This window comes from Bacteroides oleiciplenus YIT 12058 (assembly GCF_000315485.1).
In the GTDB taxonomy this organism is placed as follows: Bacteria; Bacteroidota; Bacteroidia; order Bacteroidales; family Bacteroidaceae; genus Bacteroides; species Bacteroides oleiciplenus.
In genome coordinates this window covers 96668-115819 of sequence record NZ_JH992944.1, presented here as the reverse complement: position 1 = coordinate 115819, position 19152 = coordinate 96668, and the positions used below count along the sequence as shown (strand labels likewise).

The window sequence follows — 19152 nt, the reverse complement described above, 5'->3', positions numbered from 1 at the left end:
AAATATTAATTATTAATTATCAGGATGAAAGCGCTTAAACAATAAGTGCGCAGCCAATTAATAATTAATACTTAATACCTAATATTTATATTCACTTGTTCTTAACTATTTGTGCCATAAATTCTGCCTCGCAAACTACTTTCTCTCCTACAAATGCATAGCCTTTCATGGTGGAAATGCCACGGCGGATAGGGGAAATTAATTCTACGCGGAAAACCAAGGTGTCGCCCGGCACTACTTTCTGTCGGAACTTCACACCATCTATTTTCATAAAATAGGTAGAGTAACGTTCGGGCTCATCTACTGAGTTCAATACAAGCAAACCGCCTACCTGTGCCATGGCCTCAACCTGTAGTACCCCCGGCATTACAGGCTCCTGTGGAAAATGTCCCTGGAAGAAAGGTTCATTGGCAGTTATATTCTTCACACCTACGATGTAGTTGGCGCCGATTTCAATCACTTTGTCTACCAATTGGAATGGATAGCGGTGCGGCAAAAGTTCACGGATGCGATTCACGTCCATTACAGGTTCGCGATTACAATCGTAAGTCGGTGCCTGAATATCGTGCAGACGGATTTCTTTACGCATTTGGCGGGCGAACTTATTATTGATGGTGTGTCCCGGACGGGTAGCGATGATGCGTCCCTTGATGGGTTTGCCTATCAGGGCCAAATCACCGATAACGTCGAGCAGTTTATGGCGCGCACATTCATTGGGCCATACCAGCGGTTTGTGATTAATGTAGCCTAATTGCTCGGCATTCATGTGGGGAACTCCCATCACGTCAGCCAGTTTGTCGAAGTCTTCCTGAGACATCTTGCGTTCGTAAATCACGATGGCATTGTCCAAATCGCCCCCTTTGATAAGACCTGCCTGCAACAGCGGCTCAATTTCGCGTACGAATACGAATGTCCGGCTTCCGGCTACTTCTTCTTTGAACTTCGACATATCTTCCAACGTTGCAAACTGGTTGGGGATGATAGTCGAATCGTAAGATACCAACACGTTTAAGCTGAAATTCTCATCAGGAAGCACGATGATGGAAGAACCTGTCTTCTCATCGCGAAACTCGATTTTTGACTTGATGATATAGAAATCTTTAACGGCATTTTGTTCTTCTGTACCTACGCGCTCTATTTCTTGTGCATAATATTGGGCACTTCCGTCCAGAATAGGAAACTCAGGACCGTTGACTTGTATCAGGCAGTTGTCGATGCCCAAAGCATAGAGGGCTGCCATACCGTGCTCCACAGTGCTAACTTTCACATTGTTCTTGGAAAGAACAGTGCCACGGGTCGTTTCAGTCACATTGTCCGCTACCGCTTCAATGGTAGGTTGCCCTTCCAGGTCGATACGCTGGATTTTGTATCCGTGATTGTCCGGAGCCGGATTGAAAGTAACCGTTAGGTCAAGTCCCGTATGAAGGCCTTTACCACTGAGGGAAAAACTGTCTTTCAGAGTCTTTTGTTTCAACATTTGTTACTTGTTTATTTGTTGTTTTAATTCATTCAATTCTTTACGGAGCTGGCGGATTTCTTTCTGCATCTCGGGTAAGCTCCGTTGTGCAATGGAAGCCTTGAAGTATTGTTTCAACTCCATAGGGGGGGTGCCGATTAACTGGCTACCATCTTTTAAATCGCCCGGTACGCCCGATTGGGCTCCGAGGCTCACTTTATTGCCTATATGGCTGTGTCCTGCAATGCCTACCTGGCCACCGAACATACACCATTCGCCCACTTTTGTGGAACCTGCAACACCCACTTGCGCTGCCATAACGGTATGCGAACCGATTTCGTCATTGTGGGCTATCTGTATCAGATTGTCCAACTTCACACCTTTATGGACGATGGTTGCTCCCATTGTGGCGCGATCCACACAAGTGTTGGCACCGATTTCCACATTGTCTTCCAATATTACGATACCGATTTGAGGAATCTTCTCGTAACCTTCGATAGTAGGGGCGAAGCCAAAACCGTCCGCACCAATCACACTGCCGGAATGCAGAATGCAATGATTGCCCACCCGGCAGTCATGGTAAATGGTTGCGCTGGCATATATGATGCAATCGTTTCCTACTTTGGCACCGCTACCGATGGTGGCATGCGGATGAATCATCGTATTATCTCCCACCTCAGCATATTCGCCGATGCATGCGAATGGAGCAATGTAAACATCCTTGCCTACTTTTGCAGTGTCGGCAACGAAGGCCAGCGGATGAATTCCAACACGCTTAGGCTTACTTTGTTCATAAAGGTTGAGTAATTTAGCAAGACTTTCATAAGCATTGTCCACCTTGATTAAAGTCGTTTTTACTTCCTGCTCGGGGACGAAGTCTTTGTTTACCAGTACTATGCTGGATTGAGTGTCGTATATATAAGATATATATTTGGGATTGGACAGAAACGAGATAGCACCGGGGATGCCTTCTTCTATTTTGGCAAAAGTATGTACAGTTGCATTCTCGTCTCCAACGATTTCTCCTTGGATAAATGTTGCAATTTGTTTAGCAGAGAACTCCATTGTCTTATTCTTGTTAGATGGTTTCAAATCACAAATAACGGACTTTTTTTTTATATTTCCTTGTCCTTGGGTGAATATTTTATACTTACCTATGCAAACGTTGGTAGCAAAGATAGTATTTTTTTACTTTTTTAGACAGAAGAGAAATGTTGAGCATGTCCGATGCTTCAGCAATATTCTTGATGCTTCCGTCTTTATAGAGGATATCAATACTATCGTCTGCCGGGTCGTACATATTCTTCTCGATGCTGGGGGTAGAGACGAAATAGCTCGCTTCAGAGAGGGGTATGTCCAGTTGCTGACTGATTTGCAAAGTTAACTCTTTTTTTCTTTTTTCACATATCGGTTCAGTAGAAATTTCTACTTTGAAGATATTGCGGTTAATCATTCCGAGACTTAACGTGGACAGAACCTTGTCGCTATGGGTGCTCCACACTTTCAGAGCGGTCCATATATCATTGTCATCCAGTTGGATGAAGTTCTCCAAACATTCGGGATTGGCATAGAAAGTTTCCTTATTGATGTCATTGTAAAGGAAAAAACGCAGTGCCGGTGAAGCAAATAATTCCACACCCTGGTTTGCCAGTTCTTTGGCACGGAGCAAGGTGCTGATGAGCATTTTCTCGTAGGCTACGGACGTTTTGTGCAGATATACCTGCCAGTACATCAGACGGCGGGCAGTGAGGAAATTCTCGATGGAGTAGATGCCTTTGGACTCTACTACGAGATGATCTTCTTTCACGTCGAGCATTTTGATGATGCGTGCCGAACCAATGTTACCTTCCGTCACGCCGGTGTAGAAACTATCACGGCGTAGGTAGTCCATACGGTCCATATCGAGTTGCCCGCTGACGAGTTGATGCAGGAAGCTTTTGGGGTATTCGTCCTTGAAGATTTGAATAGCAAGAGTTAACTGTCCGTTCATTTCTTTGTTGATGCGTTCCATCAGTAGAAGTGAAATATCTTCATGGGATACACCCTGTACAATGGTATCTTCCAGTACATGGGAGAACGGTCCATGTCCGATGTCGTGCATCAAAATAGCTGCCTGCACCGCTTCGGCTTCACTGTCGAAGATGAAGTTTCCCTTGCTGGTGAGGTGCTGGATGGCTTCGCTCATCAGATGGAAAGCGCCCAGCGAATGCTGGAAGCGGGTGTGTTGTGCGCCGGGATAAACTACAGACGACAAGCCCAGTTGCTTGATGCGATTCAGGCGTTGCAGAAGGGGATGCCGTACGATGTCGTACAGCAACCCTTTCGGAATATTGATGAACCCGAACACCGGGTCGTTGATGATTTTCCTTTCGAACACGTTGTTAGTGATTAAGGGTAAGTGATAAGTGATTAAGCATTAATCACTCCCTTCAACTGTTCCGCCATTTGCTGCTGTACTTCTTTAGCGGCATTGCGGACAGCTTCGGCAAACTTTTCTGTTTTATCTACGTATATGATGCCACGACTAGAATTCACAATCAGTCCGCAAGTGGAGTTCATGCCATATTTGCAAACTTCTTCCAGTGAACCACCTTGTGCACCCACACCCGGCACGAGCAGGAAGTGGTTGGGAACAATCTTACGGATGTCTTCAAAAGCACGGCCTTGGGTAGCGCCTACCACGTACATCATTTGTTCGTCTCCGGCCCATTCCTGCGATTTGCGCAATACTTTCTCGAAGAGGCGTTCGCCGTTAGGGTCTTCCGTCAACTGGAAGTCGTGCGAACCTTTGTTGCTGGTCAGTGCCAGTAGGATTACCCATTTGCCTTCGTAAGTGAGGAACGGAGTGACGCTATCCTCACCCATGTAGGGAGCCACGGTTACAGAGTCAATGTCCAGTTCTTCGAAGAAGGTGCGGGCATACATGGCAGATGTATTTCCTATGTCACCGCGTTTGGCGTCAGCGATGATGAATTGGTCGGGATAGTTTTCTTTGATATACTTCACGGTTTTTTCGAAGGAGATCCAACCTTTCACACCCATGCTTTCATAAAAAGCGAGATTGGGTTTGTAGGCGATACAAAGGTCGGCCGTTGCGTCGATGATGGCTTTGTTGAAAGCGAAAATCGGGTCTTCTTCTTTCAATAAGTGTTCGGGAATTTTCTTGATGTCTGTATCCAGACCTACGCAGAGGAATGATTTCTTGCGCTTGATATTTTCAAAAAGCTGTTGTTTATTCATGACGAATATTTTTAGTCTGTTTATGATTCATTTGATTATTTCTTGAATAGATAACCGTTTATGCCTAATTTAAGTTCTTCTTGTCCTACTTTCGGATAATTTAAAGAGAAGCGGGTAAGCATGAACAGGTTCTTGTTTGAGTTACATTGGAATGTAGTGGGAGGCATTTCGCCATATTTGTATTGGCGGAGTGTCTCAAGGGTTTTCAGGTCAATATAGACACTATCGTTCATATGACCTGTCCGAGTACCGAGGGAGACGGGTAATATTCCTGTCTCGAGATATTTACGTGGGATGGTACAACTCCAATCTGACTCTTTCGGGTCGGGGATGGCTATGAACCGATTATACCCATTGGGTATTTTGATGTCGACCTGAGATGCTGCCTGTGCTCTGTATGATATGGTGGGTGTAGATACCGGTTCAGCATCAACAGCAATGTCGTCATTATCTGTTTCATAATGATGTCTGGCAGAATAGAACGATACATCCCTATCCACAAGGTCGGCTATGCTTTTTCGCCCGAACCAGTTGCGCAGATACATGAATTTATCGTTCACTTGTGCCGCGGTTCCCTCCGGAAGCGTCTCTATCCACTGATTATATTGCTCACGCGTGAGCGGCAACTCCATGTCGCAGCTACGTTTTAGTTCTTCCTTTACGTCATTGCGGATTGTATTCCGTGTGATACTTGCATAGTTCACGGGCAATGCCGAGGTGAGCAGGAAGATAATGGAAAATGAAATGGGTATCCAGCTTATGCGACGCGCCTTGGTGAAGACAAGTCCGAAGCAAACGATGTAGAACCAGATATTAAGCGTAATGATGTAAAGGCGGTTTATGGTGATGCCATAATCGTTGAAACGGCGCATAATGCCGACTGTCATCAGTACCAGAAGCGGCAATACCAAGGCAGGCAACCATCGTGCAATCCATTCGTTTGCCCGTTTGGTTTCCTGAATACGTGCCGGATATAGGCCGAACTCGGTAGCGATGCATCCTGCCATAAGTGCCACCACAAGCCAGGATACCCATCCGATGGGTAACTCCCAACTGATAAGAATGCGGGCGGCATAGATGTAGAGCACAAGCAGATATCCTGCTATCAGCGGCAGGAAAAGGAAATGTATGGTTCCTTTCAGGAAGTCCGATGATTGCGGTTCCCGGTCATGTTTCTGTTCGTCTTTGGGTAACATGCCGAGGAAGAGCAACATGGGGAGCAGTACGCTACATATAATAAGGATATATAGATAACATCTCCAGCTCACATCCACATTGAAAAGTTTCTGAAGCGAGAATACCAGCAGACTTATTCCGCCACTCATGATGAGTCCCACCACATTTGCCGTGACAAAAGTCCCTATGGTATATGAGGTAAAGTTCCAGCTTGGGATGTCATTCTTTTCTTTGGTGAATGAAAGGAAAAACACCGAAAGCCACAAAGCCAGTATACCTGCTCCGTGGGCTATGCCTATTTCGGTGAGTGATTGTTCGGGTGAGAGGCTGTAAAGATATACGGCGTCTGCAATGAGCAACACATGCATCACTACATGCACAATTGTGCTTTTCAGTTTGCTTTTTATCTCTTCGCTCCACAGATGGAGAGTGAGTGAAAGCAACATGCCGATGGAGAAATAGTAGCCCAGAACCATCAATTGCTTCCTGTCGCCTTCCATGTCGGTAGCCACCAGATAGGCTAAATAGGCAGCAAGCACAAAAACAAAACATACAGTGATGGGGAAGCGCTTCCAGCAATTCTGAAAAGCTTCCGTCATGGTATGGAATGTTTTTTTTAACAAAGGTTCTTTCATCCGCTTCGCTATTGTTTTTTTACAGTTCGCTTTCTTTCAGTCGTTCTGCATTTTCTGCAACAATCAGGTGGTCGATGCAGTCCTGGATGCCGCCATCCATAAAGGCGGCGAGGTTATAAATGGTATAGTTGATGCGATGGTCGGTGATGCGTCCCTGCGGATAATTATAGGTACGGATTTTTGCGGAGCGGTCTCCGGTAGATACCATTGTTTTCCGCTTGGAAGCGATGTCATCCAAGTATTTCTGGTGTTCCTTGTCGTAGATGAAGGTACGCAGACGGGAGAGGGCGCGTTCCTTGTTTTTAGGCTGGTCACGCGTTTCGGTACATTCTATCAGGATTTCTTCGGAAGTGCCTGTGTTGGGGTTTCTCCAGACGTAACGCAAGCGCACGCCGGATTCCACCTTGTTTACGTTCTGTCCGCCGGCACCGCCGCTTCGGAAAGTATCCCATTTGATTTCGCCTTCGTTGATGACTACGTCAAACTCTTCGGCTTCGGGAAGCACTGCCACACTGGCGGCAGAAGTATGCACACGACCCTGTGTCTCAGTAGCCGGCACGCGTTGCACGCGGTGTACGCCCGATTCATATTTCAGGGTTCCGTAGACATTTTCGCCCGTCACGCTACAGATGATTTCCTTGAATCCGCCTGCTGCGCCTTCGTTGACGCTGGATATTTCCATTCTCCAACCTTTCGTTTCGCAAAACTTGGTATACATGCGGAAGAGGTCTCCGGCAAAGATAGCGGCTTCGTCGCCACCCGTACCACCACGGATTTCGAGGATGGCATTCTTGCCGTCCTGCGGGTCGGCAGGCACAAGGAGGAGTTTGATGTGCTCTTCCAGTTCCGGCTGTCGGGTTTGGCAGGCATCCAGTTCTTCACGTGCCATTTCCCGCATTTCCGGGTCTGTTTCGTTGGTGATGATTTCCTTGGCTTCCTCAATGCCGTTCAGTACCTGGATATATTCTTTGCGGGCATTCATCAGGTCGCCCAGTTCTTTATACTCTTTGGTGAGCTTCACATAACGCTTCTGGTCGGCAATCACTGCCGGGTCTGTAATCAGCGTCGATACTTCTTCGAAGCGGGCAACGAGGCCTTCCAGTTTTTCTAATATGGTGTTGTTGTCTGCCATTTATTCTATTTACAAAGTTTTTGTACCCATTTATATCTTTGGGTGATGACACCATAAGTGATGAAACACCAGCCCAAAAGTGCAAGCATACGCATAAACATCCGGAAAGTGAATGGTTGTGTAGATACTTGTTCCCATATATCGCACCCCATATCTATGGTGATACAGAGGCAAAAAAGGCAGCATAATATATAAATGAGTTTCTTCATTTTATTAGTCAGATATTTAATTAGTATCTAAATTCTCCGAACTCGCTCTTAATAATCAGCTCCTTCTTATCGCTTTCCTCAATGCGTCCCACAATCTGAGCATCGATACCGAAACTCTTGCTGATGGCGATTACTTCTTCGGCATGTTCGGGCGACAGGTATACTTCCAGTCTGTGTCCCATATTGAATACCTTGTACATCTCTGCCCAGTCCGTGTTACTCTCTTCCTTAATGGTTTTGAACAAGGGAGGAACAGGGAACAGGTTATCCTTAATTACGCGACAATTATCTCCTATAAAGTGCAGCACTTTGGTTTGTGCGCCACCCGAGCAGTGTACCATACCGTGGATTTCAGGACGAAGCGCATCCAGCAACTTTTTCACCACCGGCGCATACGTGCGAGTAGGGGAGAGCACCAGTTTGCCTGCATCCAGCGGACTACCTTCTACGGCATCCGTCAGTTTCAAACCGCCACTGTAAACCAGCTCTTCGGGCACTGCCTTATCATAACTTTCGGGATATTTCTCTGCCAGATACTTGGAGAATACGTCGTGGCGGGCAGAGGTCAGGCCGTTGCTGCCCATGCCGCCGTTATATTCTTTCTCGTAAGTAGCCTGTCCGTAAGAAGCCATGCCTACAATCACATCGCCCGGACGGATATTCGCATTGTCAATCACATCGCTGCGCTTCATGCGGCAAGTCACGGTGCTGTCTACGATGATGGTACGCACCAAGTCGCCTACGTCGGCGGTTTCGCCACCTGTGGCATATACGCCTACGCCCATCTCACGGAGTTCGGCGAGCAACTCGTCTGTGCCGTTGATGATGGCGGAGATTACTTCGCCCGGAATCAGCAATTTGTTTCGTCCGATGGTGGAAGACACCAGAATATTATCCACTGCACCTACACAGAGCAGGTCGTCGATATTCATAATCAGGGCATCTTGTGCAATGCCTTTCCATACGGAGAGGTCACCCGTTTCTTTCCAGTACATATAAGCCAGCGAGGACTTGGTACCTGCACCGTCGGCATGCATAATGTTGCAATACTCCGGGTTTCCGCCCAAAATGTCGGGGATGATTTTGCAGAAAGCTTGCGGGAAAATTCCTTTGTCGATGTTCTTGATGGCATTGTGCACATCTTCTTTAGACGCGCTGACACCACGCATCATGTATCTTTGGTTACTCATGAGTTGATATGTTTTTTCAATTGAATGCGCAAAAGTAGCGATTATTTTGCTTATAGCCTTGAGTTTGCGTAAGAAATTAGCCTAACTCTACTTCTTTACAGTCAATCGCTCCCAAATCGTTTTCTTTTGGGATATTCTCATTAAGGCAGTCTCCAACAGGCAACAAGCACAGCGCAGTTCTTGCTTAGAAAATTTATTCAGATTGTTCCTGATACTGGGTAAAGAGTAATTCTCTTCGAGAAACGAAAGTGCATCGGCTGAGTTTTCTAAGTCGGTTTTCATCTGGCAGGAGCAGGTAAGAGGTTCATTCATCGTGTTATAAGTTTTAAAGGGTTAGTCGTGTATTCCCTATTTCTTTAAACATAAAAAAGACGTGGGAACTATTGGCATATTATTCAACCTCAAGGCTCTGGTAAACCTGCCAAGCAATAATAAGCAATAGCCCCACGCCAGAGTGTATATAACAAAGTTATACGCAACCCGGACGTGGAGACCTTTTCACTTATTATCCGTGCTTGTAAAAATTTACCAGACTTTAGAAGTTACGAATAATAAAATGATATCTCCAAATCGGAAACATATCTCTTCTCTACGAAAGAAATACGCGACAAAGGTACAATTTTTTTTCAAAAAGTATGCATAGATCGAGGTAGAAATGAACTATAAAATCTTTATAGCTAGCCCTACTGAAACAGTGACCTCTAAGTGAAGCAATTCGTTGCTATTACTTTGCCAATGTTTTGCCACCGTATTGGCAAACTTTTGCCATCGAAGTGGCAAGACTTTGCCATAGGCTTGGCAAGACTTTGCCACCACACTGGCAAAACTTTGCCATAAGCTTGGCAAAAGATGGCAAATACTGAGCGTGAAAACAGCCTTAACTTGTCTTTTTTTTCTTCCCTCCTGCAACTAATATCCAAAGCGGGCGTCTTATGTACAAAAGACTATCTTAAGATGGAACAGAATACGAAAGAAAAACAGTTCACTTCTCTCATTGAGGAATATAAGCGGGTGATTTATAAAATCTGCTATATGTATGCCACGGATGGAGATAACTTTAAGGACCTCTATCAGGAAGTTGTGATAAACCTTTGGCGAGGTTTCGACGGATATGAAGGAAAAGGCAAACCTTCTTCGTGGATTTACCGCGTAGGACTGAACACCTGCATCTCCTTCTACCGCCAGCAGCAACGCCGGGGCGAACATACCTCGCTCGATTCCCTCTACGGTCTCGAGGCAGAGGATAACGAAACTACCCGGCGCCTGAAAGAGATGTATCGCCTCATTGCGGGATTGGACAAGTTTGAACGTGCCGTCATCCTCCTATGGCTGGACGAAAACTCTTATGAGGAGATTGCGGAAATTGTGGGCGTGCCGCGCAATACCGTAGCTTCGAGACTGAAACGAATCAAGGATAAACTAACCAAACAAGCGAATAGCTAAATAAGACAGATTATGGAACTGGAAGAATTGAAACAAAACTGGAATATAATGGAAGAAAGACTGGGGCGGTTGGAAATGGAACAGCGTCAGCAACAGAATAAAACGGTGAACAGCAAACTGCAACAGGTGCGGGAACGTATACTGAAGCGGTTCATGATGCTGGTGGTTGTTTTGCCTGCCCTTCTCTTGATAATGAACCGTCATGACAACTATGCCTTTAGTCTGCTGACGTGGGTATTGCTGTTTGTGTTTGTGGCTGTAATCATAGCTCGCCAATTCACATGGTGGCTATTGCTAAAACGGATTGACTGCCTGAAACTGACTGTGCGTGAGGTTTGTCTGGCAGAAAGTCGCTTTCATATGTCTTTCAAGGTGGGGATCGCTGTAAGTGTATTGTGTGCCGTACCTTTGCTGGTGAGTATGCTATGGGATATGTCGGGATTTGGTGATCCCTATGTGATGGCAGGTGCATGGACGGGGCTTGGCATCGGACTGCTGGCTGGACTCCGTTTGTTCCTCAGAGCATGGCGTGGCGTGAAGGAATTGCGGGAGGCGATAACGGACTTACAATAAAGAACTACCGGAGTAGTGGCAAGATGAAAATGCCTTCTCAGCTAAAGTTGGAGCTGAGAAGGCATTTTCTGGTTTATAGTTTACCAGATGGATTTTACAGAGAAAACTTCCAGATGCTTAACCTCGATGCGGTTTCCCCAGAAATGGAGTCCTTCTTTGTTCCCATCGGAAGGGTGGCGTTCCATCGAATAAGAATATAATCCCCCATCTATGAATACCTCAATGGTTGTCCGGTCAATATAAATGTCAGCAGATAATTCCATGCTGGTCGGGTCTTGCGGCGAATAAAAATGACCGTTCACTGTGTTGAAGTTCATATCATAATTTAGGATACGCTGTCCGAAAAGGCTGAGTCCGGCATCTGTTGCATGTGATAATTTAATAGTCGTTTTGATGCGAAGACAATCTGTGGCTTTGAACGCGGCCAGTTTTTGGTTGGCTTCATCGGAAGTAAGCGACTGCCATTTCTGAACCGATTGAAACAATTGTTCTGTCTCTTTCACGGGCACACTGATTAGGCGGATTCCGTCTTTCGTTGTGCGTAAAGTCAGTTCTGTAGGCATCATCATCATGCCATTGAACGGCATGCCTGGATGGGAAACCCTTCCCCAACCCATCTGAATGCGTCGTCCATCAGTAGCGGGAATATTGGTGAAAGTCTGCGCCGCGTAGATGCAGCCGTTCGTATAGCAAAACTTCCCGGTTTCGGGTTTAAACTCTTTGCCGTTGAAAGAACCTATCATGTAGGTGCCCGATGCACCATACATTACCCATTTCATAGTCTGCGTATCACCGTCTACCGGCAACTCAAATAATTCGGGACATTCCCAGAAGCCGGTTATGTGACTTTCATAGGTCCAATCTTTCAAATTGCCGGATGTATAGATGGAATGTCCGTCCCGCTCGTTCAGCACCATAACCCAGTGCTTGGATGGAGCATACCAGAAGACTTTCGGATCGCGTGTGTCATTGCTGTTCCATTTATCTTTAGAGTCAATAACCGGGTTCCCGGCATATTTTGTGAATGTGCGCCCGTCGTCAAGGCTGTAGGCAATTCCTTGCACTTGTCTGTCAGGACCGGCGGCTGTAAAGGCCACTACCATGGCAGGCGTCTTGCCTTTATTGAAACCTGCCGTATTTTCATAATCAATGACGGCCGAACCGGAAAACATGGTTCCTAAGTGGTCGGGGTATAAGGCATCTGCCAGTTCTTCCCAATGCACCAGGTCTTTGCTGACGGCGTGCCCCCAATGCATATTTTCCCAATCCTTTTCATAGGGGTTGTGTTGATAGAATAAATGGTATTCACCCTTGTGGTATATCAGTCCATTAGGGTCGTTAATCCATCCCCTTTGGGTAGTAAAGTGAAACTGTGGACGGTTTTTCTCTTTATATAAGCTATCCTGTCCGGCAAATTCATCTGCCTGATAGATTTTATTTAATCCGGCATCATTACCTTCATAAGTGATTTTGATAGTCTTTCCTTTAAAAGCGGATACATCTCTGAATACCCAATAATCTGCTTCATCGGGTGCTAAGCGAATTACTACGGACAGCGTACTTTCTCCTTTCACATCAAATGTCATTTTACATCTGTCTTGTCTGTGTGAAACAGGAAAATTCAGGTATTTCTTTGTTATTTTGAAAGATATATCTCCTGCATATAGAGTGATGCCGGAGAATAAAAGGAGGTAAATCGTGAATGCTGCTTTACATGGTATTTTCATGATTTAATTTATTAATAGGTTAGTATAAACTTATTGCACAAAATTAATGGCTTTTGTTTATACTGTTTAGAACAAATGAATCAAAAGATGTAAGAGGGGTTGCATTATAGGCATAAAACATCCCCCTTTCTCACAAGAATACTTTCTTTACAGGTATTTTTGTGTGAAAGGGGGATACAAGCTATTTCTCTTCGTCGTGAAGTTTAATATCTCTAAAACTGTACTGTTGGCGCAGTTTCGCTACCTTCGGCAGCTTCAAAGTAAGCGCGTTTCTCGAAGCCGAACAGGCTTGCGAGTATATTCTTCGGGAAACGGCGGATGGCTGTATTGAAATCCTTCGCTGCATTGTTGAAGTTAGTACGTGCCACATTGATACGGTTCTCCGTTCCTTCCAACTGAGCTTGCAGTTCCAGGAAGTTCTGGTTGGCTTTCAGGTCGGGATAATTCTCGGTGATGGCGAGCAACTTGCCCAATGCGGAAGTGACGGCACCTTGTGCTTTCTGATATTCAGCCAGTTTTTCGGGTGTCAGGTCGTTGGCATCCACTTTTATCTGAGTTGCCTGACTGCGAGCCTGCACTACACCTTCCAATGTTTCTTGTTCGTGAGATGCATATCCTTTTACTGTACTAACCAGATTGGGAATCAAATCGGCACGGCGTTGATACTGTGTTTCAACGTTCGACCATTGTCCGCTTACGTTTTCATCCATCGTTACCAGTCCGTTATAACCAGTGACGCCCCAAATGACGAGGAGTGCTAAAACAACAAGAATGATAATAGTTGACTTCTTCATACTTTTCTTTATTAAATGATTATATATAATGTATTTAGCTCTTAGAATCGGGAACCGGCACCTCCGCCGCCTCCCATACCTCCGCCGAAGCTGCCTCCGCTGAAACCACCTCCGCCTCTGCCGCCGAAGCCACCGCCACCACCAAAGATGACTGGACCGCCTCCACCGCCGCCACGATAGTTTTCATCATACGATTGCTTACGGCGCACTATGCTGTGTCCGCAGTTGCGGCAGGTATAGGTGACGTCTTCCGTTTTTACTCCGTTGTGGCGTGAAACGACTTTGCTTCCGGTGCGTTGCAACTTGTGTTGCCCGCAGTTGGGGCATTTGCTTGCAGCGCGTGCCGCAATCCAGCCTATCAGTCCGGCTACCACAAAGAAACCAATGACTGCTGCCAGAATACCAAAGAAAGAGATATCTTCTTCGTCTTCCGTATCGTTCACCATGCTGCCGTCCAGTCTGCCGCAAACGGCACGCACACCCGCCACCATACCGGCATCCCAGTTACCGTCTTTCAGATAAGGTATCATGTCCCGTGTCTGGATACGTTTGCAGATGGCATCAGGCAAGTCCCCTTCCAGACCATAGCCTGTGTAGAACTGTATGCAACGCTGGTCTGTTACCAAGAGGATGACCAGACCGTTATTCTTTCCTTTCTTTCCCACACCCCATTCGTTGAGCAGTCGGTGTGCAAAGTCAAAGCAGTCTTCATTGCCAATGGAGGGAACCACGGCAACTACTGTTTCAATACCCGTCTGTTGCTCCAGTGCATACAACATACGATCAATACTGTCGCAGGCAGCCTGTGAGAGGATGTCGTCCGGATTGCAGACATAGCGCATTTTGTTCTGGAGATGTACTTTGGGGATATTGTCTGTAGTATAGACCTTCTGTGCCTGTACGGATAGGAGCAGGCATAGGAATAAACTTATAGAGATTAATCTTTTCATACTAATGTATTTGTAGGACGAAGGTAGGAAAAATCACATCAATGGATGTATTTTCCTACGAAATTCTTCACATGTTCGGTGTATTCCACCGGATAATCCTTGTAAGACATGGCATGTGTGGCACCGGGGGTAATCCACAATTCTTTTGGTTCCGACTTGGCTTCATAGAGGGGATAGACCATCCAGATGGGCACATATGTATCTGCATCACCATGAATAAAGAACATCGGCAACTTGCATTTTCTCACTTGATTCAGCGAAGAAGCTTCTTTGAAATTCCAACCGTACTTGGCATTGCACAGCCAACTGGTGGTGTACATCAGCGGGAAAGCAGGCAAGCTGAACTGGCTTTTCAGTTCATGCGAAAATTCGTCCCATACGCTGGTATAGCCGCAATCTTCCACAAAACATTTCACGAAAGGTTGTTGCGGTTCACCGGATACCATCATGGTTGTTGCAGCTCCCATTGAGATGCCATGTACTACCATTTGAGTGTTTCCGCCATAAATATTGTTGGCAATATCCATCCAGTGTAGTACATCCAAGCGATCTTTCCATCCCATCTGGATGGCAGGACCACCACTCAGTCCCTGATTTTGCAGGTCGGGTAGCAGGATGTTGTACTTTAAGTCTTTGTTGTAGAGGTAGCCTATCATCAGCATGCGGATGCAATCGTCCGTGTAACCATGTACGATGACGGCAGTCTTGTTGGTAGGTTCAGGGGCGGCTACATAGATGGCATGCAGTTGCACTCCTTTGGGGTTGATGATGAAGGTATCCCGCAAAGCGCCGGCAGTTTGCAAACTGTCTAACCAGGGTTTGATTTGCGGATACTCGCTGAGCATGTACTCGTAGGAGCCGGGAATGTCTTTTCCTTTATTGTGTTCCGGTCTCAGCGAATAACTGAGCATATAGAAACTCGCACCTACGAGGGCAACAATGATAATCACTAACAGTCCTAATAGACCGTACCTGATACCTTTCTTCATATTTCCTTCCTTTTTACTCTATTTGTTCCATATTTCCCAAGCAGCGAAAGCCTGCAACAGCAGCATTTCCAGTCCGTTTTTGGTGACGGCGCCGCGTGCCTCTCCTTTCTTCATGAAGAGAGTCTCGTTGGGATTATATAACAAATCGTAGAGCAAATGGTTGGGAGTTAATAGTTCATAAGGTATGTTCGGACAGAAATCTACCTTTGGATACATGCCAACAGGGGTGCAGTTAACGATGACCGTATATTCCTGCATGACTTCCGGTGTCAGTTCTTCGTAAGTAAGGTATTCCGATCCTTTTTTCGTACGCGATACGAATACACCTTCGATGCCCAGATTGGCAAGACCGTGGAATACGGCTTTGGATGCACCGCCTGTGCCCAGAATCAGTGCTTTCTTGTGGTGGGGTTGCAGCAAAGGCTCAATGGACTGCGTAAATCCGATGATGTCCGAATTGTAGCCGACGAGCTTAACTTTTCCTTTCGGCTGGCGGATGATTTTGATAACATTGACTGCGCCTATTTTTGCGGTGTCTTTGTCCAGTTCGTCAAGGTAAGGGATGACTTGTTCCTTATAAGGAATGGTCACATTGAGTCCGCATAGGTTGGAATTTTCCCCTATAATTTCCATAAAATCGTTAATGCTGGGTATTTCAAAGTTCACGTATTCGGCGTCGATGTTCTCCGACTTGAATTTTTCATTGAAATATCCGATAGAAAACGAATGTTTCAGCGGATAGCCTATTAAACCATATTTCTGCATAATTCTCTTAGTGTGCTAACGTTAATAATATTCTATTTAGTTGCAGTGTACAAAGTGCATATACCAAACGTCAGCCTCCGGAAGTTTACCTGGCTGAAACCTGCCTTGCGGATAACCTCCTGCATCACTTCGCCTTGCGGGAAAGCACGGATGCTTTGGGGAAGGTAGGTGTAGGCACTGTTGTCTTTTGACAGGCATTTGCCGAGCAGGGGGATGACAACTTTAGAGTAAATGGTGAAGAGCTGTTTCATTGGGAAACGGTCCGGCGTGGAGAGTTCCAGGATGACGAGATGTCCTCCGGGATTCAGTACGCGGCACATTTCCGCCAGTCCCTTGTCCAGTCCTTCGAAGTTGCGGATACCGAACGCTACGGTTACGGCATCAAACGTTTCATCGGCAAATGAGAGAGAGGTGCAATCCTCCCGGGCAAAAGAAATCTTGTCCGAGAGGTGCGCCTGTTTTACTTTTTCACGCCCCACGTTCATCATTCCTTCCGAGATGTCAGTGCCTATCAGTTTGTCGGGCTGCAACTCGCGGCAGGCAAGGATGGCGAAGTCACCTGTGCCGGTGGCCACGTCCATGATGCGCTTCGGCTGGAAAGGCTTTAACCATTTGATTGCTTTCCGGCGCCAACTGCGGTCGATGCCAAGTGAAAGGGTATGGTTCAGCTTGTCATAGGCAGGAGCAATGTTGTCGAACATTTCTTCTACTTGTTCACTCTTCTTTCCGTCCTCACCGTAAGGTTTGATATGTTCCTGGGGATAATCCATTCGATAAATTAAAAATTGAAAATTAAAAAAGGAAAGCCGGGATGCGTTATGATGACGTATGACAGCTTTTAATTTTTAATTATTAATTATTCATTTAAAAATGTGGTAACATTTTTGCTTATGCGTGCAGCAATGTTGCTTGTATCTTCTTTTACGAACTTCTCACCTGTGATGTGTTCGTACAATTCGATGTAACGTTCGCTGATAGAAGCTACGATTTCGTCTGTCATTTCAGGAACCTGCTGTCCTTCTTTGCCTTGGAAACCATTATCCATTAACCATTCGCGTACAAACTCTTTGGAGAGTTGCTTCTGTGCTTCGCCTTTTTCAAAGCGTTCCTGATAACCTTCAGTGTAGAAGTAACGGCTGGAGTCAGGAGTATGAATCTCATCCATCAGGTAGATGGTGCCGTTGTGTTTACCGAATTCATACTTTGTGTCTACCAGAATCAAACCGCGTTCTGCCGCGATTTCTGTTCCTCTCTTGAAGAGGTCCATGGTATATTTCTCCAATATAGCGTATTCTTCGGGAGTAGCCAGACCTTGTGCCAGAATTTCTTCTTTGGAGATATCTGCATCGTGTTCGCCGATTTCAGCTTTTGTAGTCGGGGTGATGATAGGTTCGGGGAACTTCTGGTTTTCTTTCATTCCTTCGGGAAGTTTCACACCGCAGATTTCGCGTACACCGCTTTTGTAAGTACGCCATGCGCTACCGCAAAGGTAACCGCGTACAATCATTTCGATAGGGAAACCTTCGCACATTACACCTACCGTTACCATAGGGTCGGGCGTAGCTGTTTTCCAGTTGGGGCAGATGTCGGTGGTGGCATCCAGGAACTTGGCTGCAATCTGGTTCAGCATTTGTCCTTTGAAGGGGATACCTTTCGGCAAAACAACGTCGAATGCAGAGATACGGTCAGTTGCTACCATGACCAGTTTTTCACCATTGATGTTATAAACATCGCGTACTTTTCCATGGTACACACTTTTCTGTCCCGGAAAATTAAAATCAGTTTTTGTTAATGCTTTCATAACTGTAATATTGTTATTGAACTATGTCTTTACTCTTATCGCTTCTCCGGCTTTCCCGTTCAGCTTTAGCTTCTTTGTCAAACTTTTCGTAGGCGTCTACAATGCGGGTCACCAATTGATGGCGTACAATGTCTTTCTTATTCAGCTCTACAAAACTGATACCCTTTACACCTTTCAGGATGCGGAGCGCTTGCACCAATCCCGATGTCTGGGAAGTCGGCAAGTCAATCTGCGTCATGTCACCCGTCACGATCATCTTGGTATTCATACCCATACGGGTAAGAAACATCTTGATTTGCTGGGTGGTGGTGTTTTGCGCCTCATCTAGAATAACGACTGCATCATTCAGCGTGCGTCCGCGCATGAAGGCAAGGGGAGCGATCTGGATAATGTTCAGTTCCATATATTCTTTCAGTTTGGCTGCCGGAATCATATCCTGTAAGGCATCGTATAGCGGTTGCAAATACGGGTCTATCTTATCCTTCATGTCGCCGGGCAGGAAACCAAGCTTTTCACCGGCTTCTACGGCAGGACGGCTGAGGATGATTTTCTTTATCTCTTTATTTTTAAGGGCACGTACAGCAAGAGCAATAGCGGTGTATGTCTTTCCGGAGCCGGCGGGACCGATGGCAAATACCATGTCGTTTTTGGCAAACCCTTCCACCAGCTTCATTTGGTTCTCGCTGCGGGGGATAATCGGTTTGCCCGTCACGCTGAATACGATGACGTTGCCCGACTTTTCCGCTTGCGGTGCATTCCCTTTGATGATATCGATGATAACCTCTTCCTTCAGTGAGTTGTATTCGGCGCAGTACTTTTCCAGTTTGGTGATGTTTTCTTCGAAGGCACACATCTCCTCTTCATCTCCCAACACTTTGATGACATTGCCGCGTGCAACAATGCGTAGTTTGGGGTACAAAGCTTTTATCAGCTGCATATTGGCGTTATTTACGCCATAAAAGATAACCGGGTCGATATCCTCGAGAACAATCAGTTTTTCTATCATTGAATTGTTTATAAGTTCATGTCGTTTTATAGGTAAAACAGTTGCAAATTTAGTGAAACGTTTGGA

Annotated in this window: 19 protein-coding genes; 2 read left to right on the top strand and 17 right to left on the bottom strand. The window is 45.9% G+C overall.

Going from position 1 to position 19152, the window contains the following annotated elements:
- Nucleotides 1-91: 91 nt before the first annotated feature.
- The 9 genes from HMPREF9447_RS20235 to HMPREF9447_RS20200 all read right to left on the bottom strand — a co-directional run bounded on the left by HMPREF9447_RS20235 (nucleotide 92) and on the right by HMPREF9447_RS20200 (nucleotide 9350).
- Entirely contained in the window at nucleotides 92-1477 is a 1386-nt protein-coding gene (locus HMPREF9447_RS20235; protein ID WP_009131645.1) for a bifunctional UDP-3-O-[3-hydroxymyristoyl] N-acetylglucosamine deacetylase/3-hydroxyacyl-ACP dehydratase, read from the bottom strand.
- Between the two features lie 3 nt (nucleotides 1478-1480).
- Nucleotides 1481-2521, bottom strand: coding sequence for a UDP-3-O-(3-hydroxymyristoyl)glucosamine N-acyltransferase (gene lpxD, locus HMPREF9447_RS20230; protein WP_009131644.1), 1041 nt, complete (start codon nucleotides 2519-2521; stop codon nucleotides 1481-1483).
- A gap of 85 nt (nucleotides 2522-2606) precedes the next feature.
- Nucleotides 2607-3833 (bottom strand): HD domain-containing protein, encoded by a 1227-nt coding sequence (locus HMPREF9447_RS20225; protein ID WP_009131643.1) that lies wholly within the window; start codon nucleotides 3831-3833, stop codon nucleotides 2607-2609.
- A gap of 32 nt (nucleotides 3834-3865) precedes the next feature.
- Nucleotides 3866-4696, bottom strand: a complete 831-nt coding sequence (pyrF, locus tag HMPREF9447_RS20220) for an orotidine-5'-phosphate decarboxylase (RefSeq protein WP_009131642.1) — start codon at nucleotides 4694-4696, stop codon at nucleotides 3866-3868.
- Between the two features lie 35 nt (nucleotides 4697-4731).
- Complete coding sequence (locus HMPREF9447_RS20215; protein WP_009131641.1) at nucleotides 4732-6507, bottom strand: DUF4153 domain-containing protein; 1776 nt, start codon at nucleotides 6505-6507, stop codon at nucleotides 4732-4734.
- 19 nt (nucleotides 6508-6526) lie between these two features.
- Entirely contained in the window at nucleotides 6527-7639 is a 1113-nt protein-coding gene (prfA, locus tag HMPREF9447_RS20210; protein ID WP_009131640.1) for a peptide chain release factor 1, read from the bottom strand.
- A 5-nt stretch (nucleotides 7640-7644) separates the two neighbouring features.
- A complete protein-coding gene (locus tag HMPREF9447_RS28575) occupies nucleotides 7645-7848 on the bottom strand; it encodes a hypothetical protein (RefSeq protein ID WP_009131639.1) in 204 nt (67 codons plus the stop codon).
- A 20-nt stretch (nucleotides 7849-7868) separates the two neighbouring features.
- Nucleotides 7869-9038, bottom strand: a complete 1170-nt coding sequence (locus tag HMPREF9447_RS20205) for an AIR synthase-related protein (protein WP_009131638.1) — start codon at nucleotides 9036-9038, stop codon at nucleotides 7869-7871.
- Between the two features lie 87 nt (nucleotides 9039-9125).
- On the bottom strand, nucleotides 9126-9350 hold the full coding sequence (locus HMPREF9447_RS20200; RefSeq protein ID WP_009131637.1) for a hypothetical protein: 225 nt from the start codon (nucleotides 9348-9350) through the stop codon (nucleotides 9126-9128).
- A 642-nt stretch (nucleotides 9351-9992) separates the two neighbouring features.
- Between HMPREF9447_RS20200 and HMPREF9447_RS20195 the strand changes: the two genes are divergently transcribed.
- On the top strand, nucleotides 9993-10481 hold the full coding sequence (locus HMPREF9447_RS20195) for an RNA polymerase sigma factor (protein WP_044138556.1): 489 nt from the start codon (nucleotides 9993-9995) through the stop codon (nucleotides 10479-10481).
- A 12-nt stretch (nucleotides 10482-10493) separates the two neighbouring features.
- On the top strand, nucleotides 10494-11054 hold the full coding sequence (locus HMPREF9447_RS20190) for a hypothetical protein (RefSeq protein WP_009131635.1): 561 nt from the start codon (nucleotides 10494-10496) through the stop codon (nucleotides 11052-11054).
- 80 nt (nucleotides 11055-11134) lie between these two features.
- Here HMPREF9447_RS20190 and HMPREF9447_RS20185 read toward each other — a convergent pair whose 3' ends face one another.
- From HMPREF9447_RS20185 to HMPREF9447_RS20150, 8 genes are all read right to left on the bottom strand, one after another.
- Nucleotides 11135-12781 (bottom strand): GH32 C-terminal domain-containing protein, encoded by a 1647-nt coding sequence (locus HMPREF9447_RS20185; protein ID WP_009131634.1) that lies wholly within the window; start codon nucleotides 12779-12781, stop codon nucleotides 11135-11137.
- A 212-nt stretch (nucleotides 12782-12993) separates the two neighbouring features.
- Nucleotides 12994-13575, bottom strand: a complete 582-nt coding sequence (locus HMPREF9447_RS20180) for a LemA family protein (RefSeq protein ID WP_009131633.1) — start codon at nucleotides 13573-13575, stop codon at nucleotides 12994-12996.
- 41 nt (nucleotides 13576-13616) lie between these two features.
- Nucleotides 13617-14525, bottom strand: a complete 909-nt coding sequence (locus HMPREF9447_RS20175; protein WP_009131632.1) for a TPM domain-containing protein — start codon at nucleotides 14523-14525, stop codon at nucleotides 13617-13619.
- 38 nt (nucleotides 14526-14563) lie between these two features.
- Nucleotides 14564-15514: an alpha/beta hydrolase gene (locus HMPREF9447_RS20170; RefSeq protein WP_009131631.1), complete on the bottom strand. Its 951-nt coding sequence runs from the start codon at nucleotides 15512-15514 to the stop codon at nucleotides 14564-14566.
- 18 nt (nucleotides 15515-15532) lie between these two features.
- Nucleotides 15533-16279 (bottom strand): shikimate dehydrogenase family protein, encoded by a 747-nt coding sequence (locus HMPREF9447_RS20165; protein WP_009131630.1) that lies wholly within the window; start codon nucleotides 16277-16279, stop codon nucleotides 15533-15535.
- Between the two features lie 32 nt (nucleotides 16280-16311).
- Nucleotides 16312-17049, bottom strand: coding sequence for a bifunctional demethylmenaquinone methyltransferase/2-methoxy-6-polyprenyl-1,4-benzoquinol methylase UbiE (gene ubiE, locus HMPREF9447_RS20160; RefSeq protein ID WP_009131629.1), 738 nt, complete (start codon nucleotides 17047-17049; stop codon nucleotides 16312-16314).
- Between the two features lie 86 nt (nucleotides 17050-17135).
- Entirely contained in the window at nucleotides 17136-18080 is a 945-nt protein-coding gene (locus HMPREF9447_RS20155; protein ID WP_009131628.1) for a phosphoribosylaminoimidazolesuccinocarboxamide synthase, read from the bottom strand.
- Nucleotides 18081-18093: 13 nt separating this feature from the next.
- Complete coding sequence (locus HMPREF9447_RS20150; RefSeq protein ID WP_009131627.1) at nucleotides 18094-19086, bottom strand: PhoH family protein; 993 nt, start codon at nucleotides 19084-19086, stop codon at nucleotides 18094-18096.
- Nucleotides 19087-19152 lie beyond the last annotated feature (66 nt).

Coding starts and splice junctions, on each gene's coding strand:
- HMPREF9447_RS20235 (WP_009131645.1), bottom strand. CDS start 1,477: ATGTTGAAACAAAAGACTCTGAAAGACAGTTTTTCCCTCAGTGGTAAA.
- lpxD (WP_009131644.1), bottom strand. CDS start 2,521: ATGGAGTTCTCTGCTAAACAAATTGCAACATTTATCCAAGGAGAAATC.
- pyrF (WP_009131642.1), bottom strand. CDS start 4,696: ATGAATAAACAACAGCTTTTTGAAAATATCAAGCGCAAGAAATCATTC.
- HMPREF9447_RS20215 (WP_009131641.1), bottom strand. CDS start 6,507: ATGAAAGAACCTTTGTTAAAAAAAACATTCCATACCATGACGGAAGCT.
- prfA (WP_009131640.1), bottom strand. CDS start 7,639: ATGGCAGACAACAACACCATATTAGAAAAACTGGAAGGCCTCGTTGCC.
- HMPREF9447_RS28575 (WP_009131639.1), bottom strand. CDS start 7,848: ATGAAGAAACTCATTTATATATTATGCTGCCTTTTTTGCCTCTGTATC.
- HMPREF9447_RS20205 (WP_009131638.1), bottom strand. CDS start 9,038: ATGAGTAACCAAAGATACATGATGCGTGGTGTCAGCGCGTCTAAAGAA.
- HMPREF9447_RS20200 (WP_009131637.1), bottom strand. CDS start 9,350: ATGAATGAACCTCTTACCTGCTCCTGCCAGATGAAAACCGACTTAGAA.
- HMPREF9447_RS20195 (WP_044138556.1), top strand. CDS start 9,993: ATGGAACAGAATACGAAAGAAAAACAGTTCACTTCTCTCATTGAGGAA.
- HMPREF9447_RS20190 (WP_009131635.1), top strand. CDS start 10,494: ATGGAACTGGAAGAATTGAAACAAAACTGGAATATAATGGAAGAAAGA.
- HMPREF9447_RS20185 (WP_009131634.1), bottom strand. CDS start 12,781: ATGAAAATACCATGTAAAGCAGCATTCACGATTTACCTCCTTTTATTC.
- HMPREF9447_RS20180 (WP_009131633.1), bottom strand. CDS start 13,575: ATGAAGAAGTCAACTATTATCATTCTTGTTGTTTTAGCACTCCTCGTC.
- HMPREF9447_RS20175 (WP_009131632.1), bottom strand. CDS start 14,525: ATGAAAAGATTAATCTCTATAAGTTTATTCCTATGCCTGCTCCTATCC.
- HMPREF9447_RS20170 (WP_009131631.1), bottom strand. CDS start 15,514: ATGAAGAAAGGTATCAGGTACGGTCTATTAGGACTGTTAGTGATTATC.
- HMPREF9447_RS20165 (WP_009131630.1), bottom strand. CDS start 16,279: ATGCAGAAATATGGTTTAATAGGCTATCCGCTGAAACATTCGTTTTCT.
- ubiE (WP_009131629.1), bottom strand. CDS start 17,049: ATGGATTATCCCCAGGAACATATCAAACCTTACGGTGAGGACGGAAAG.
- HMPREF9447_RS20155 (WP_009131628.1), bottom strand. CDS start 18,080: ATGAAAGCATTAACAAAAACTGATTTTAATTTTCCGGGACAGAAAAGT.
- HMPREF9447_RS20150 (WP_009131627.1), bottom strand. CDS start 19,086: ATGATAGAAAAACTGATTGTTCTCGAGGATATCGACCCGGTTATCTTT.